Source organism: Andreprevotia chitinilytica DSM 18519, assembly GCF_000711875.1.
GTDB lineage: Bacteria > Pseudomonadota > Gammaproteobacteria > Burkholderiales > Chitinibacteraceae > Andreprevotia > Andreprevotia chitinilytica.
The window spans coordinates 169074-185795 of the sequence record NZ_JONM01000010.1; the positions used below are offsets into that span (position 1 = coordinate 169074).

The window sequence follows — 16722 nt, forward strand, 5'->3', positions numbered from 1 at the left end:
TCTAATTTCCGACAAAAAACCCCAGCCCCACCACCTTCCAGCAAAGAACCGCTCAAGACATTTGACGGTTTGTCTATTTCGTCGTACGCTCGGCATAACTATTCCGAGGGCTACGCCGTGCAATTCGACATCGAACGCCTGATCACCGACTTCGGCGGTCCCGCCGCGCTAACGGATGCGCTTAATCAGGCGTTTCCCGATGACCCGGTAAGCCGCGCCGCCATCTACAAATGGCGCGAGCGCGGCAGCTTGCCGCTGTCGCAAATCAACAAACTCGCGCAGCTGGCCGCCAGTCGCGGCCAACAATTCAATATCCACTCCTACGCCGCCGGCGCCACGCCGACCGCCACCGCATCTACTTCGAGGGAAATCAGCATGGGCGACCGTCTCTATATCTTTGACACCACCTTGCGCGACGGCGAACAGTCGCCCGGCGCATCGATGACCAAGGAAGAAAAAATCCGCGTCGCCCGCCAGTTGGAAAAACTCGGCGTGGACATCATCGAAGCCGGCTTTGCCGCCGCCAGCCCGGGCGATGCCGATGCGATCCGCACCATTGCCGGCATCGTCGAAAACTCGACCATCTGTTCGCTGGCCCGCGCCAACGAGCGCGATGTGCGTGCCGCTGGCGAAGCGATCAAGCCGGCCAAGCATGGCCGCATCCACACCTTCATCGCCACCAGCCCGATCCATATGGAAAAAAAGCTGCGCATGACGCCGGAACAGGTCGTCGATGCCGCCGTCAAGGCGGTGAAGATCGGCCTCGAATACACCGATGACGTCGAATTCTCGGCCGAAGATGCACTGCGCTCGGATATCGATTTCCTCGCGCATATCTTTGGCGAAGTCATCAAGGCCGGCGCCAAGACCATCAACGTACCGGATACCGTTGGCTACGCGGTGCCGATGCTCACCGAACGCTTCTTCCGCGAATTGATCGCCAAGACGCCGGGCGGCGACAAGGTGATCTGGTCGGCGCACTGCCACGATGACCTCGGCATGGCGGTGGCGAATTCGCTCGCAGCCGTGCTCGGCGGCGCGCGGCAGGTCGAGTGCACCATCAATGGCTTGGGCGAACGTGCGGGTAATGCCTCACTGGAAGAAGTCGTCATGGCCGTGCGCACCCGCAAGGACGTGTTCGGCGTTGAAACACGCGTTGATGCCACGCAGATCGTGCCGGCGTCGAAACTGGTTTCGACCGTGACGGGTTACCCGGTGCAGCCGAACAAGGCCATCGTTGGCGCGAACGCGTTTGCGCACGAATCCGGCATCCACCAGGACGGTGTACTCAAGCACCGCGAAACCTACGAGATCATGAGCGCCGAATCGGTCGGCTGGTCTGCCAACCGTTTGACGCTGGGTAAGCTCTCCGGCCGCAACGCCTTCAAGACCAAATTGCAGGAAATCGGCATTACGCTTGATAGCGAAGAAGCGCTCAACGCCGCCTTCGCCCGCTTCAAGGAGCTGGCCGACAAGAAGCGTGAAATCTTCGATGAAGACTTGCACGCCTTGGTATCGGACGAAATGGTGACGATCGAGCAGGAAACCTATCGCTTGGCCGCGCTCAAGGTCGTTTCCGAAACCGGCGAGGTACCGACCGCGAACCTGGTGATGACCGAGCACGGTCACGAAAAACGCGCCGATTGCGAAGGCGATGGCCCGGTAGATGCCACCTTCAAGGCCATTGAAGCGATCGTGCACAGTGGCGCTGAGCTGCAGTTGTATTCGGTGAATGCAATCACGCAAGGCACCGATAGCCAAGGCGAAGTCACCGTACGCTTGGCGCGCGATGGCCGCATCGTCAACGGTCAGGGTGCGGACACCGATATTCTGGTCGCCAGCGCCAAGGCCTATATCTCCGCATTGAACAAACTGGACAGCAAGATAGAGCGCACCCACCCGCAACCGGTGTAATTCCTCCCCCCATCCGGCGTGCACTTTGTCAGCATCGCCTAGCCGTGCCCCGGCACTGTCTTCGGCTCGCTTTCGCGTTCACGCCGGATGGAATGAAGGAATAGCCGCCTTACCGGGCGCAGCTGGTTAGCGAATCGTCATGCACCGCAGCCCTCACAAGGGGCTGCAGGCGGGGCCAACTCAATGGCCCCGAAGCGAATGCCAAAGGCTACACAATGGCCTGAATGCACCTCGACTTGACCGTGTTTTACTTCTGTTCTGTTGATCAAAACCAAAAAGCCGGCTCAGCCGGCTTTTTGGTTTTCTGCCGCCAGGATGCTGGGGCGAGTCCATTTGGAGTAATAACAGATCGAGACGAAAGCGGTTGTCGTCAGCACCACCTCGATCCCAGCCAGCACTTGCGATACACCATGGTCGCTATACGCCCGCACCAAGCCTTCCGCCCACCAGATGAGCACGAACATGCTTGCCCATTGATAGGTGTAGCGCCGGCCGTGTAACAGCCCATGCAAGGGCAATAACAGGGGAAGCGCCTTCAGCGCCAGCGATGAACCGCCCGGCCGCAGGGGCGCCAACCAAAGCTCCCAAGCCAGGCACAGCACAATCAGCAGCAGCCACGACACAACCGTGATGCGCTGCGCCCACGTGCGCTGCACGGCATAGCTCATAACGCACGCTCCACGGAAAGCTTGAGCGCGATCTCGGCCAGCCGCTTGCCTTGTGCGACAGCCAATTGCTTTTCCGCATCCGAGATCGGCAGGCGGCTTTCCGGCCCAGCGATATGACTCGGGCCATAAGGCGTGCCACCAGTGGCCGTAGTGCTCAGCGCCAATTCGGTAAACGGTGTACCGACAATCAGCATGCCGTGATGCAACAGCGGCAGCATCATCGACAGCAAGGTGGTTTCGTTGCCGCCGTGCATCGAGCCGGTGCTCGTGAACACGCAAGCCGGCTTGCCCGCCAGCGTGCCCTGCAGCCAGTCGTTCGCCGTGCCATCGAGGAAGTACTTGAGCGAGGCCGCCATGTTGCCAAAGCGCGTCGGGCTACCCAGTGCAAGGCCGATGCAGTCGCGCAAGTCCGCAAGCTCAACATACGGTGCGCCGGAGTCCGGTACTGCGGGCTCCATCGACTCGCACACTGTCGAGACTTTCGGCACTGTGCGCACACGGGCACGCGCGCCGGGCACGGCATCGATACCGCGCGCAATAAGCTGCGCCAGCTGTCGGGTGGCACCGTGAGTGGAGTAATACAGGACCAAGATATCTTGTTGCATGGCCAATGCGCCGCAGCGGCGAGAGAAAATCGTGCGCTATTATACGAGCCAACCTTCATCTGACCGAACGCGATGCGTCCAATCCAATTTCCGCCCCTGCCCAAATCGCTCGACTTCTTGAAGGACTGGCAGCGGCTGTTGGGATTTGGCCGCTTCGTCGGTGCCCGCCTGGGGGCCGACCGGTGCCTGCAAACGGCGGGCAGCCTGACCTACACCACGCTGCTGGCCATCGTGCCGCTGTTCACCATCGCGCTGACGCTGTTTTCCGCTTTCCCGATGTTCAGCGACTACAGCGGCCGATTCAGGATGTTCATCCTGTCCAATCTGGTGCCGGATACCGCCGGGAAAGTCGTCGGCACCTATATGAAGCAGTTTTCCGATAACGCGGAAAAGTTGACCGCCGCCGGGACCATCGGTCTGGCTATCACCGCCTTGCTGCTGATGTTCACGATTGAAAAAACGCTGAACCAGATCTGGGGGGTGCGGCGGCCACGCGCCTTGCTGTCGCGCACGCTGATCTACTGGGCGACGTTGACCTTGGGCCCGTTGCTGCTGGGCATCAGTTTGTCGCTGACTTCGTGGTTCTACCAAACGACCGGCATCGGCGGCAGCTTCCCGCTCATGCTGCGCCTCGGGCCATTGCTGTTGATCTTCGCCACGCTGACGCTGCTCTATATGGCTGTGCCGAATTGTTTTGTGCCACGCAGCCATGCACTCACCGCCGCAGTCGTGGCCGGCTTGCTACTAGAGATCATGAAAAACCTGTTCGGTCTCTACATCAGCCACTTCGGCAATTACAAGATGCTGTACGGCGCCTTCGCTGCCGCACCGATCTTTCTGCTTTGGCTCTACGTGTGCTGGGTGATCGTGCTGGGCGGGGCAGTGTTGTCAGCGTCGCTCTCGTACTGGCACGGTGACGGCTGGCGCTGGACGCGTCACGACGGCACACGTTTCGAGCAGGCGATCCGTATCCTGCTCACGCTGGCACAGGCGCACGCGAACGGCGAGATACTGCACATCGATACACTGCGCCGACGCGTTGGGCTGGGACTGGATGCTACGAATGGACTGCTGGAAAGCATGGCCCAACGAGGCTGGGTTGAGGCGACGCGAGATGGAGAATGGCTGCTCGCTTCGGCCATTGAGCACATCCGGCTGCTCGACATTTTCGAGCAAGTCGTCACACCACTGACCGCTCACGCGGAAATCAAGCTGGAAGCAACCATCGCCGGCATGCGGACGTCGCTCAATCAGACACTGGCGGACTATGCCGCCAGGGAAGAGGATCAGGCGCAGCCGGCAGCGAGGGCGGCCTGAATCGTCGGCACTTCAAGCTCGCCGATATAAGACTCGCCGAGCTTCTTCATCAAGATGAACTTGATCTTGCCGGCATCGACCTTCTTGTCCTGCGCCATCAGATCAAGGTAACGCTCTACCCCGAGAACTGGCGCAGTAACGGGCAAACCCGCCTTCTGCAGCAGGTTCTTGATGCGCGCCACATCCGCATCGGACACGTTGCCAAGTTCACGCGATGCGAGTGCCGCCAGCACCATGCCTGCCGCCACGGCCTCGCCATGTAGCCATGCGCCGAAACCCAAGCCAGCTTCGACGGCGTGACCGAAGGTGTGGCCAAGGTTAAGCAAGGCACGTTGGCCGTGCTCTTTCTCGTCTGCAGCAACAATGCGCGCCTTGTTCTGGCAACTGTGCTCAACGGCGTAGGCCAGCGCTTCGGTATCCCGCGCCATCAGCGCATCGATGTTTGATTCCAGCCACTCGAAGAACGCCAGATCGTCGATCAGGCCGTACTTGATCACTTCTGCCAAGCCGGCAGAGAACTCGCGCGGCGGCAAAGTATCGAGCGTAGACAAATCCGCCAACACCAGCTGCGGCTGGTAGAACGAACCGATCATGTTCTTGCCCAGCGGGTGATTGATGGCCGTCTTGCCACCCACCGATGAATCCACCTGCGCCAGCAGCGTGGTTGGGATCTGGATAAATGGAACGCCACGCTGATAAACAGCGGCAGCAAAGCCGGTCATATCCCCAATCACCCCACCACCGAGCGCAATCAACGTCGTCTTGCGCTCGCAACGTGCTTCCAGCAGTCCGTCGAAGATCAGGTTCAACGTTTCCCAGGTCTTGAACTTCTCACCATCCGGCAACACGATGCAGTGCACCTGCACACCGGCTTGCTCCAATCCATGCTGCAGCGGGCCGAGATAGAGCGGCGCGATCGTCTCGTTGGTCACGATGGCGACACGCTTTTGTGGCAGTCGCCGGGTAATCAACTCGATCTGCCCGAGTAAATCACGAGCAATCAGGATGTCGTATGGGGCGTGGTCGAGGTCGAGCTTAACGGTGCGCATGGGTTTTCAGTTCGAGTTCGCGCAGCAAATGCTGGCATAGGTGCTGGACTGTCTGCTTGCTGGTATCGATCACCAGATCAGCCACTTCGCGGTACAGCGGATCGCGTACCTCGAACAGCTGGCGCAGCTTTTCCCTGGGATTTTCGGTTTGTAGCAAGGGGCGATTACGGTCATGCATGGTACGGGCGTAGAGATCATCAACGCTAGCGCGCAAATAGATCGTGAGCCCACGTGACTTGAGCAGGGATCTGGTGTCCGGATTCAAAACCGCCCCGCCACCAGTCGCCAGCACCACATCCCGCATCTCGGTGAGCTCGGCAATCACTGATGCCTCGCGCGCCCGAAAACCTGCCTCGCCTTCAACTTCGAAGATCACCGGGATCTTTACCCCCGTGCGCGCCTCGATTTCGTGGTCCGAGTCATAAAAGGCGTGATCCGTGGCCCGGGCCAATGCCCGACCGATCGTAGTTTTGCCAGCCCCCATGAGGCCGACGAGAAAAAAATTGCCCGGCAGTTTCATGCCGGGCATTGTAACCGATTGCTGAGCGGAGCTCAGCCGCTTGCTTATCGCAGTGTCAAATCGCTCTGCATCACACGCGGAGTGATGAAGATCAGCATCTCTTGCTTCTGATCTTTCTTCAGATTGTGTTTGAACAGGTTACCTACGACCGGAATATCCCCGAGGAACGGCACTTTCTCTACGTCGTCGCTCAGCGTTTGCGTGTAGATGCCACCGATGACTACCGTACCACCGTTCTCAACCAATACTTTGGTGGTGATTTGCTTGGTATTGATGGCAGGCCCAGCGGTGGTATTCACGCCTTGACTGTCTTTGTTCACGTGTACATCCAAGATTACATTGCCATCTGGAGTAATTTGCGGCGTCACTTTCAGCGAAAGCGTGGCTTTCTTGAATGCAATGGTGGTCGCACCGTTTTGCGCCGATTGGGCGTACGGAATCTCCTGACCATCTTCGATTACCGCTTCCACTTGGTCGGCAGTAATCAGGCGCGGACTGGAAATGATCTTGCCCTTGCTATCAGCCTCAAGCGCACTCAATTCGAGACCCAAGATCCAATTTGCACTCGATGCCACCAAGGCTAGTGTCGCTGGGGTACCTGCACCTGCGCCTACAGATGGGAGATTAATTCCTACCGGAATCCCCGTACTCGTAGTCTTATTTGCAGGATTTGTTTCCAAGGTTGAGCTGGTACCAATATTCGTATTGCCGGTATGCCCCAATGTACCCCACCCAAGTCGAACACCAAGATCACGAGCGAAGTTGTCGGTGGCTTCAACAATGCGCGCCTCAATCATGACTTGGCGCACCGGAATATCGATCTTGCTGATCAGCTCTCGAACCTGATCGAGCTTGGATGCAATATCCTGAACGATCAATGTGTTAGTACGCGGGTCAATCACTGCACTACCGCGTGCAGACAGGAACTTCTGCTTATCGTCTTTCAACAGCGTGACGAAATCTGCAGCTTTCTGGTACTTCAGCGCGAAGAACTCGGTGCGCGTCGGCTCAAGATCCGCAATTTTTTTCTTATCCTCAAGATCCTTGGTTTCCTTGGCGGCCAATTCGTCACGCGGGGCAATCCACACCACGTTGCCCGACTTGCGCTGATCCAAGCCCTTGGCTTGCAGAATGATGTCCAAGGCTTCATCCCAAGGAACATCTTTCAGGCGAAGCGTCAGATTGCCGGTTACGGTATCGCTGGTGATGATATTCAGACCAGTAAACTCCGCAATAACCTGCAACACGGTGCGGATCTCAACATTCTGAAAGTTCAGCGAGAGTTTTTCACCCTTGTACGCCGGCTTAAGACCAGCCACCTTGCTTTGTGCCTCAACAGCGTTGCGAACCTCGACAATAAAGCGGTTCTCCGTCTGATACGCCGAATACTCCCAGTTACCTTGCGGCGTAATCACCATGCGGGTCGCGCCACCCTGGGTGTAGGTATCGACCTTTTGTACCGGGGTGCCAAAGTCTCCAACATCCATACTGCGCTCAAGCGCCTTGGGCAAGCTCGCCTTGCTGAAATCAACCACGAGCGTCTTGCCCTGCTGGCGGATATCGATACCGACATTGGCACTGCTCAGATCAACAACAACCTTGCCTTCGCCTGCCGTGCCACGACGAAAGTCGATGTTCTTGATCGAATCAGCCGTAGCGGACGGCTTGGATTCTGCAAATTGCGTCACGCTTTGCGTTGCAGCCGAAGCGCCCTGTGCACCATCCACAGTGATCAAGAGGCTGTTGCCGTCAACCTTGGTCTGATAACTCGCGGTCTTTTGCAGGTTGAGCACCAAACGAGTACGCCCACTTCCTTCCGCAATATTGACGGTACGCAGCGCAGCGCCATTCACTGGTACCACATTCTTGCCAAACTGATTAGTGGTATTTGCGAAGTCGAACGCGATGCGCGGCGGCGTATTCACTGAGAAGCTCGTTGGCGTCGGCGCTGCACCACTAAAGGAGATCTTGAGGATCTGCTTTTCCGCCGAGACGGTACTGACCTCGACATTGGTGATTGTATTGTCTGCCGCGAAAGAAAATGCCGCCAACAGGGCGCAGCAGGCAGCAAACAAGCGCTGCAGGATCATGGTGTTATTCATTTTTTCTGCTCCGCTTCTTCCATGGTGAGACTGGTTGGCCGCTCCACCCAATCTCCGCCACTATCCTCAACAATTTCTTTTAATTTGACTTCTGTTTCGGTGATTTCGGTCACCATCCCGAAATTCTGCCCCATATAACTACCAAGCTTTACCCGGTAGAGATTGCCGTCTGGGGCCCGAATCAACGCTTGCATGACTTTAGCCTGCTGCAGGGTGCCTACCATCCGCAGTTTCTCAAGATCGTAGTTTTCCAGCAGCTCTTTAGGGCGATTGGTATTCGGTGCCAAACCTGAATTCGAACTTTTCCTGGCGACTTCCATTTTGGACGGCCGGAACGGATCCGGTAGCGAAAACGCATCGTAAGTAAACGGTTGATACGGCTTCACTTCTGGCAGCGGCTCGACCTTGCCACGCAGTCCGCTTTCTTGTTCGCGCATCCAGTCCTTCAAATCGCCGTTCTGTTCGCCAAAACAACCGGATAAACCGATGGCAACCAGCACGAGTGTGAGATAGGTCTTCATGAATCCCTCTAGTGTCAGCTTGCCGATTTAATTTTTCTTTTTCTTTGCTGCAAACTCGGCCTGATGCATCGCTTCTATTTCTGCTTCATCGAGTGAGCGATATGTCTTCGCAACCGCTTGCATCATCAGATTGTCCGGATCCTTCCCCGCTGTGAGCTGGATATTACTCAACGTCACGATCCGGGATAACCGCGCGACATCGCTAACGAATGCAGCAAGATCGTGATAGCTGCCGCCAATCTTGATTTCGATTGGCAACTCGGCCAACTCCGATGTCTTATTTTCAGTTCCGGGTTTAAACAGCTCGAACTGCAACCCACGCCCGACACCTGCCTGGTTCACTTCGGTCAGCAGGGTTTCCATTTCGGATTTACTCGGGAGCTGCTTCAACAACGCACCGAACGACTGCTGGATTTCCAACAGCTGCTGTTTATATGCATCGAGATTGATCGCTTTCTTCTTTTTCTCGATAAATTGCGACTTAAGCTGATCTTCTTGAGCAATCCCATCGTTGAGCGCCTGCATTTGGTCGCTCCACAGATAGAAATACCCCCCTACCAGCACCAGCACAAACACCAACACCAACAGCGCCATTTGCACCGGCAGTGGCCAATCGCCAATTTCTTTCGGATTCAGACTACGCAGTTCGTCAAGCGTCATGTCAGGCCCCTTTATTCTGTGGTTTTTGGGCGGGAGCTGATGCTTCACCAGTTTGTTCGGCAGTGCGTGTGATCTTGATCTTGAGCGTGAACTCCGACAATCGCTGGCTGCCGACTTGAGCTGCTTTTACCTCGATCAAAAGCGGCTGCTCAAACGTCTCGGAATCATTCAAGTTGCGCATCAACGTCGAAACGCGAGCATTGGATTGCGCATACCCAATCAGCGTCAACGAGTCATCTGTCTGCTTTATATCTTTGAGATAGATACCCTCCGGCGTTTGCCGGGTTAGCTGATCCAGCACATGAACGGCTTCGGAGCGGTTCGACTGCAGCCGTTCGACTACTTTTTTCCGATCGAGCAAGGCTTGCTTCTCGGCTTTGAGTTTGTCGATTTCTGCGATTTCCCGATCCAGTTTGGCGTTCTCGTCTTTCAGGAACTGGTTGCGCTCGTTCTGTGTATTGATACGGCTTTCATAAAACGCATACACGGCACCAACAACAACGATGGATGCTGCAAACGTAATCGCCAGCGAAATCAAATACCGTCGTTGTCGCGCAGCACGCTTCTGTTCACGGTGAGGAAGGAGGTTAATCCGGATCATGACGGGTCAAACCTCCGCATGGCGAGACCACAAGCAATCAATAGGGAAGGGGCATCGAGCTGGATTTGTTTACCACGTACCTTGCCCGTCGCCATGCCGAAAAATGGATTGGCTCGCATCGTACTCGGCACTTGCGCCCGGGTGGAGACGGCTTCATCCAGACCATGGATAGCGCTGCAGCCACCCGCCAAAAGGATGTGATCCACAGAGTTATAGTTACTGGAAGTGTAAAAAAACTGAAGAGACCGTGAAATTTCCAGCGCCAGGGTATCCATGAACGGTTGCAATACTTCCGGTTCATAATTTTCCGGCAGGCCACCAAAACGCTTGGCTTGCTCCGCCTCATCGGCTGACATGTTGAACTTGCGCTGGATTTCCTGAGTCAACTGGTTCCCGGCATAGGCTTGATCCCGACTGTAAATCGATTGCCCATCCTTGAAGATATTCATATGCATGGCCGTTGCGCCGATGTCGACCACAGCCACGATCTGGTTATCCCCTTGATTGGGCAACTGCGGTCGCATCAGCTCGAAAGCCGCTTGCGTTGCGTACGACTCGACGTCAACCACGGCAGCTCGCAGACCCGCGGCCTCGATCACGGCCACGCGCTCGTCAACCTTTTCCTTTTTAGCCGCTGCAATCAGTACTTCGGACTCGTCCGGTACTGCCGGCGAACGCCCGAGGGTTTGGAAATCGAGATTGACCTCATCGAGCGAGAACGGAATGTACTGATTGGCTTCGGTTTCGACCTGCGTTTCCAGCTCACGCTCGGTCAGATCGGCCGGCACCAGGATTTTCTTGGTAATCACCGCTGCCGCAGGCAAAGCAATCGACACGTTCTTCACTTTCGATCCGAGGTGACGCCATGCCTTTTTGACGACGTCGGCAACGACGTCATGATTAGCGATATTGCCATCGGTCACGGCATCTTTTGGCAACGCCTCGATCACATAACGTTCGAGACTGAAATTACGCCCGGTTTGCCCAAGTTCGACCATCTTCACTGCCGAGGAGCTAATATCAACCCCGATCAGCGGCGGCACCTTAGGCTTGAGAAAGTCGAGGTTCAACGCGAAATTCCTTATAAAATAGGGTGGTAGCGTAATTCATTACCAAGCTGCATTAGATCGTAGCAGCGTGCCTCGACCCATGTAAAGCAAGCTAGTCAATACCCTAGTTTTTTGCAACAACAATGCTTTAGCGTAAATTACGGCCAAGTCCAAATCCGACACGAATCAATGACCAAACGAATCCTGCTTATCGCTACCGGTGCACTGGCCGGTCTCATCCTGCTTTTTGCAGGTTTGATCCTGTTCGCGGTTTTGATCAGTTACCCGCGTTTACCATCTCTTGATGCACTGACCGACTATCGGCCCAAAATGCCACTGCGCGTTTATACAGCAGATGCGGTATTAATCGGTGAATTCGGTGAAGAGCGTCGCGCTTTTACACCCATAGACCAAGTCCCGGCGCTGATGAAACAAGCACTGCTGGCCGCGGAAGACGAGCGGTTCTATCAGCACGGTGGCATCGATTATCTTGGCGTGTTGCGAGCGATGGTCGGCAATCTTCTATCCGGCCATTCGCAGTCGGGCGCCAGCACAATCACAATGCAAGTTGCCCGGAATTTCTATCTCTCCAACGAGAAAACCTTTACTAGAAAATTCAACGAAGCCTTACTATCCTTTAAGATTGAGCACAATTTATCCAAGGATCAAATCCTTGAACTTTATATCAATCAAATCTATTTAGGCCAACGTGCATATGGGTTTAGCTCTGCCGGGCAAACCTATTTTGGGAAGGATCTCAAGCAACTCACTATTGCCGAATACGCAATGCTTGCCGGACTACCTAAAGCACCGTCAGCTTACAACCCAGTCGTGAACCCAAAACGGGCGGCATTGCGTCAACAATACGTATTACGACGCATGCATGAACTGCATTTCATCGACGATGCGCAGTATGAATCAGCGCTGAAAGAACCCCTGCATTTGCGCAAAGGTAGCCAGGAATACGCCGTACACGCCGAGTATTTGGCTGAGATGGTTCGGCAAATGATGGCGGAACGATACAAAGAAGTCGCCTACACCCAAGGCTTCCGGGTGTTCACCACGCTAGATAGTCAGCAGCAGGAAGCAGCCTATCAAGCGCTCCGCCAAGGTCTGCTCGATTATGATCTGCGTCACGGTTATCGCGGACCGGAAGGGTTTATCGACGAAACGCTGCTCGCCGCAGGCAAGGATGAAGGACTCGATGACGCCTTGGCCGATACCAAGGATTCGGACAACCTGATCCCGGCCATTGTGCTTGGCGCCAGCAGTAGCAAAATCCAGATTTATTTGCGCGGCGGCGAGCGGGCGGAAATCGGCGCCGATGGCTTGCGCTTTGCTCGAGCATCGCTCTCCGACAAGACACCCCCGGCTAGCCGAATTCGCCCAGGTGCGATCATTCGCGTCAAACAAACCGATAAAGGCTGGGTAGTCAGTCAGTTGCCACAGGCCGAAGGTGCACTGGTAGCAATGGATCCGCAAAACGGTGCGCTCAAGGCATTGGTCGGTGGCTTCGACTTCAACCGCAACAACTTCAACCACGTCACTCAGGCTTGGCGTCAACCAGGCTCCAGCTTCAAACCTTATATCTATTCAGCGTCGCTGGAACGAGGCGTGACTCCCGCCACCTTGATTAACGATGCGCCGTTGAGCATTGACCCGGGTGAAGTGGGTGGCCAGCGCTGGGAGCCAAAGAATGATGATGGCAAGTACCTTGGGCTGATCACTGTTCGCAATGCGCTCACGCTGTCACGCAACCTTGTGTCGATCCGTATCTTGCAAGCCATCGGCACCGACTACGCCCAACAGCACATCACTCGCTTCGGCTTTAATCCCAAGCAACATCCGGCCTATCTGACCATGGCGCTTGGTGCTGGCAGCGTCACCCCCTTGCAGCAAGCAGAAGGCTATTCGGTGTTTGCCAATACCGGTTATCGGGTGCATTCGTACTTTGTGGACCGAATCGAGGATGCTCGGGGCAAGGTATTAGCCAAAACGCAGCCGGAAATCGCCGGACAAAACGCGAAACGGACGTTGGACGCACGCAACGCGTTTGTGATGACCAGCATCATGCAAGACGTGGTTCGTTTCGGAACCGCCTCACGTGCTAACAAGGCACTTGGCCGACCGGATCTGGCGGGGAAGACCGGAACAACAAGCGAAATGCACGATGCATGGTTCGCCGGATTCCAACCTTCGCTGGTTGCAGTCGCCTGGGTGGGGTTCGATCAACCGCGCACGCTTGGCGGTGGTGAATATGGTGCACGCTTGGCGCTGCCGATCTGGATCAACTTCATGAGCAAGGCACTGCGTAACGTGCCCGTCTATCAATATCCGGTACCAGATGGCGTAGTCGCTCAAACGGTTGAAGGCGAGAAAGGCGCGTTTACAGAATATTTCTTCAGCGAATTTACGCAAACCAATCCAGAATTGGGGCTGGGGAGCAGCAGCGGTGGCGGAGGCCAACCGCTCGACGAGATCAAGGACCAGTTGTTCTGATCAACCCGATCAGACTGCGCGGCCCGTCATCCGATAACAGGGGGCCACCATGGGAAAGAATGCTGCATCAGAACGCCAGTCATCCGCACTGCGTGCTGAAATTGCCCATCGGGCCGCGCGCCTGATTGCCGAAGATCACATTTTTGATTTCGCACAGGCCAAGAAAAAGGCTGCACGCCAGCTCGGCATTGCCGATGGCCGCGCCCTGCCATCCAATCAGGAAATCGAGCTCGCTCTGGAGAGTTATCGCTCGATTTACCAACCTGAGCACGGTGATCACTTGGCGCAATTGCGCGCCAAAGCAGTTTCCATCATGCGACTGCTGGCGGATTTCCAACCTTACCTCACCGGCTCAGTGCTGTCAGGCGTGGCCGGTGCGCACTCGGATATCAACCTGCTGCTGTTTTCTGATGATCCGAAAGCGCTCGAGCTCTTCCTACTCAACCGACAAATCGACTATCAACACGTTGAGCCGAATCCCAGCTTGCGTCATGCGGACTATCCGACCTTGGTACTCTGGTATGACGACAGTGCCGTCAAGCTGCACGTCCGTCCGCTCAGCGCAGAGCGTAACAATGCCCGTCGAGATGAGCGCGCCCGCCTGGATCAACTAGAACCCTTGTTCGCGGCACAGGCTGCTACATCCGTCGCTGCGTGATGAGATATGCAGCACCAAGCGTCGCTGGAGCCAGTATTTCTTAGTCATCCAGACCCTTATCTCATCCATGATCCGGTCGAAATCGACTACTTGATTCACGCGTTGCAGAGCCACGAGGCCATCTGCCTTTATCCAGCACGGCATCGAGAGCCTTTTTTCATCAGTGCCTTGTTGCTTATTGGATCTGATTACCTGCTCTTTGATGCCGCAAAGGAAGAATGGATCAATGCACTGTTGTTAAAACATGGCTTGATGTGCGTTGGCGTCGTTCGCCAAGTCAAGGTGCAGTTCTCAACATCGGAGTGCCAGCTCGTCGCCTACGATGGGCAGCCTGCGTTGCGCATTGATTGGCCCACCGAGATATTGCGCTTGCAACGACGCGAGGCTTTTCGGCAAGACGTGCCTCATTATGAGGAGTTGGTTTGCCTATCGTTGCAGGGCCAAGCGTGGCCGATTCAGGATCTTAGCGTCGACGGCTTGGGTTTGCTGTGCCAAGGCAATGAACCCAGCGAATTTAAACCCGGCGCTATTGTGCATGGCTGGCGAATCGTTTTGCCAGATGGTGAATTGGAAGTGGATATGCAATTCCGGGCTCGCAAGGAAATCGAGCTTCGCAACGGCAACCAAGCTGTCCATATCGGCTGCCGTTTCCTGAAGCTCAGCGATGCAAAGCAAGATCGGCTTGCTCGCTACCTAACCCAATTGCAACGACGCAGACTGTCGCAGGAATAAGCCAGTGAGTCCGCTTTTCTCCGTTTCCGCCTTGAGGCAAATTGAAATCGAGGCTAAGCAACAAGGCGTTGACCTCATAGCACGGGCCGGCCAGCAAAGCGCCGAATGGCTACTGTCACGCTTCGCCAATGCAACTCGATATTCGGTCATGGTTGGCCCAGGCAATAACGGCCTGGACGCCTTGGCATGCGCTGCAATTTTGCATGCGCACGGAAAAGTCATTGAGCTGCGATTATCGAAGGCCAGCAAGCGTTTCTCACAAATCACGAACAGCTCATTGCAAGTTTGCGAAGATCCCTATGCGCACTGGGGAGAAGTGATTATCGATGGCTTATTCGGGATCGGATTAAACCGGTCATTCGATCCAGTGCACCGTGACTTGTTGGCTGCAGCAAATGGCAGCAACGCTATCAAGATCGCACTCGATATCCCATCGGGGCTAAATGCCGATAATGGCGTCGCCATTGATGGTGCGTTCCTCGCCGATATCACATTGACCATGATTGGCGATAAACCTGGCTTGCACACCGCCGATGGCAGGGATCATTCAGGTGAGGTTATTATTCTAGACTTGGGTCTATCTGAGCAGGACATGGCGTGCGGTCAGCTCATCAACCAACGTGATGATCTACCGATCCTGCGCAGAAAACATCAAAGTCATAAAGGCAGCTTCGGCACCGTCGCTGTAATCGGTGGCAGCGTTGGCATGGTCGGGGCGGCATGGCTCGCTGGCAGAGCTGCAATCAATGCGGGTGCAGGCAAGGTTTATGTTGGCTCACTTCAGCACACATTGGATGTGGACCCACTCCAACCAGAACTCATGTTACTGCCTGCCCAGTCTCTTCTCTCCCGCGATGATCTTGATGTCATCTCCATCGGGCCAGGCTTAGGAAAAAGCCCGGATGCACTTGTGTGCATGAAGCGAGTGCTGCAGAAGGAAGCGCAACTGGTCATCGACGCGGACGGGCTCAACTTGCTAGCCATGCATCAAGAATTGCAGCAGCTCGTAGCCGTACGGCAACGCCCTGCATTGCTGACCCCACACCCGGCGGAGGCGGCTCGTCTGCTTGGCTGCACCACAGCCCAAATCCAGGCCGATCGGGTTCAAGCCACACGTGCGCTGGCGAAACAGTTCAACGCCACAGTTGCACTTAAAGGCTCCGGCACGGTATGCAGCGCCGGCGATATATGGAGCATTAATGGCAGCGGCAATGCGCTTCTAGCCAATGCCGGCCAAGGTGACGTGCTGTGTGGCCTCAGCGCAGCCCTGGTGGCTCAAGGACTTGCGCCATTTCCGGCACTGCAGCTGGCCTGCTATCTACACGGTAACATCGCCGATGAAGCGTTGGTGCGCTACCCAGGCGCAGTCACGCTGACGGCTAGCCAGGTCATTGCGCAGCTGAGCCGGGCGGTCAACCTCCGCTAAGGCATAGGGATTTAGGCGCACCCACACCTCACGCATTTGGCGGCCATAAAGCAAACGCCCCAGACATCATGGGATGCTGGGGCGTTCAAATAAGAGCCTGGCGATGACCTACTTTCACACGGGAATCCGCACTATCATCGGCGCAAAGTCGTTTCACGGTCCTGTTCGGGATGGGAAGGCGTGGGGCCAACTCGCTATGGTCGCCAGACGTAACTGGTTGAGTTACGACGGTGGTCTGTCATGACTCTGAATTCGATAGAAGAAGCTTTACTACTTTGAACTGCGATCGACTCGTTCGTCCATCGCCGCCCACTCAAATTGGTCTTGTCCTACTGGATTTGATTGCACTGCAAACCGCTACGCGCAACGCGCTTCAGGTTATAGGATCAAGCCGCACGGGC

General features: G+C 55.8%; 15 protein-coding genes and 1 rRNA gene. 6 read left to right on the forward strand and 10 right to left on the reverse strand.

Annotation, left to right across the window (positions count from 1 at the left end; translation table 11 throughout):
• Positions 1–117 precede the first annotated feature (117 nt).
• Positions 118–1914: a 2-isopropylmalate synthase gene (locus BR41_RS14650; RefSeq protein ID WP_035058125.1), complete on the forward strand. Its 1797-nt coding sequence runs from the start codon at positions 118–120 to the stop codon at positions 1912–1914.
• A 284-nt stretch (positions 1915–2198) separates the two neighbouring features.
• On the opposite strand, the gene BR41_RS14655 is transcribed toward BR41_RS14650, so the two are convergent.
• Both BR41_RS14655 and wrbA read right to left on the reverse strand, forming a co-directional pair.
• Positions 2199–2582, reverse strand: a complete 384-nt coding sequence (locus BR41_RS14655) for a DUF2069 domain-containing protein (RefSeq protein ID WP_035058127.1) — start codon at positions 2580–2582, stop codon at positions 2199–2201.
• Positions 2579–3187 (reverse strand): NAD(P)H:quinone oxidoreductase, encoded by a 609-nt coding sequence (wrbA, locus tag BR41_RS14660; RefSeq protein ID WP_035058130.1) that lies wholly within the window; start codon positions 3185–3187, stop codon positions 2579–2581. Before wrbA ends, BR41_RS14655 begins: the two co-directional genes overlap by 4 nt.
• 72 nt (positions 3188–3259) lie before the next feature.
• Here wrbA and BR41_RS14665 point away from each other — a divergent pair, with 72 nt between their 5' ends.
• Entirely contained in the window at positions 3260–4504 is a 1245-nt protein-coding gene (locus BR41_RS14665) for a YihY family inner membrane protein (RefSeq protein WP_051711009.1), read from the forward strand.
• On the opposite strand, the gene aroB is transcribed toward BR41_RS14665, so the two are convergent.
• From aroB to BR41_RS14700, 7 genes are read right to left on the reverse strand one after another with little or no spacing between them, the layout of a single operon-like run.
• Positions 4474–5553, reverse strand: coding sequence for a 3-dehydroquinate synthase (aroB, locus tag BR41_RS14670; RefSeq protein WP_035058133.1), 1080 nt, complete (start codon positions 5551–5553; stop codon positions 4474–4476). The genes BR41_RS14665 and aroB overlap by 31 nt on opposite strands.
• Positions 5540–6082, reverse strand: a complete 543-nt coding sequence (aroK, locus tag BR41_RS14675; RefSeq protein WP_035058136.1) for a shikimate kinase AroK — start codon at positions 6080–6082, stop codon at positions 5540–5542. The genes aroB and aroK overlap by 14 nt, the downstream gene beginning before the upstream one ends.
• 35 nt (positions 6083–6117) lie before the next feature.
• The gene (locus BR41_RS14680) at positions 6118–8175 is read right to left on the reverse strand and encodes a type IV pilus secretin PilQ (RefSeq protein WP_035058138.1); all 2058 of its coding nucleotides are present in this window, start codon (positions 8173–8175) and stop codon (positions 6118–6120) included.
• Complete coding sequence (locus BR41_RS14685) at positions 8172–8696, reverse strand: pilus assembly protein PilP (protein ID WP_035058140.1); 525 nt, start codon at positions 8694–8696, stop codon at positions 8172–8174. The genes BR41_RS14680 and BR41_RS14685 overlap by 4 nt, the downstream gene beginning before the upstream one ends.
• Positions 8697–8723: 27 nt before the next feature.
• The gene (locus tag BR41_RS14690; RefSeq protein WP_035058143.1) at positions 8724–9356 is read right to left on the reverse strand and encodes a type IV pilus inner membrane component PilO; all 633 of its coding nucleotides are present in this window, start codon (positions 9354–9356) and stop codon (positions 8724–8726) included.
• A gap of 1 nt (position 9357) precedes the next feature.
• Complete coding sequence (locus BR41_RS14695; protein ID WP_035058146.1) at positions 9358–9957, reverse strand: PilN domain-containing protein; 600 nt, start codon at positions 9955–9957, stop codon at positions 9358–9360.
• Positions 9954–11027 (reverse strand): pilus assembly protein PilM, encoded by a 1074-nt coding sequence (locus BR41_RS14700; protein ID WP_035058149.1) that lies wholly within the window; start codon positions 11025–11027, stop codon positions 9954–9956. Before BR41_RS14700 ends, BR41_RS14695 begins: the two co-directional genes overlap by 4 nt.
• Positions 11028–11195: 168 nt before the next feature.
• Between BR41_RS14700 and BR41_RS14705 the strand changes: the two genes are divergently transcribed.
• Genes BR41_RS14705 through BR41_RS14720 form a run of 4 tightly spaced genes read left to right on the forward strand, consistent with a single transcriptional unit; the run spans position 11196 to position 16321 of the window.
• Positions 11196–13505 carry a penicillin-binding protein 1A gene (locus BR41_RS14705; RefSeq protein ID WP_035058152.1) on the forward strand — a complete coding sequence of 770 codons (2310 nt, stop codon included), beginning with the start codon at positions 11196–11198 and terminating at the stop codon, positions 13503–13505.
• Between the two features lie 49 nt (positions 13506–13554).
• Positions 13555–14163 (forward strand): hypothetical protein, encoded by a 609-nt coding sequence (locus tag BR41_RS14710; RefSeq protein ID WP_035058155.1) that lies wholly within the window; start codon positions 13555–13557, stop codon positions 14161–14163.
• Between the two features lie 6 nt (positions 14164–14169).
• Positions 14170–14895, forward strand: a complete 726-nt coding sequence (locus BR41_RS14715; protein ID WP_035058158.1) for a flagellar brake protein — start codon at positions 14170–14172, stop codon at positions 14893–14895.
• A gap of 4 nt (positions 14896–14899) precedes the next feature.
• Entirely contained in the window at positions 14900–16321 is a 1422-nt protein-coding gene (locus BR41_RS14720; protein WP_035058161.1) for a bifunctional ADP-dependent NAD(P)H-hydrate dehydratase/NAD(P)H-hydrate epimerase, read from the forward strand.
• Positions 16322–16416: 95 nt separating this feature from the next.
• On the opposite strand, the gene rrf is transcribed toward BR41_RS14720, so the two are convergent.
• Positions 16417–16529 (reverse strand): 5S ribosomal RNA (rrf, locus tag BR41_RS14725).
• Positions 16530–16722 lie beyond the last annotated feature (193 nt).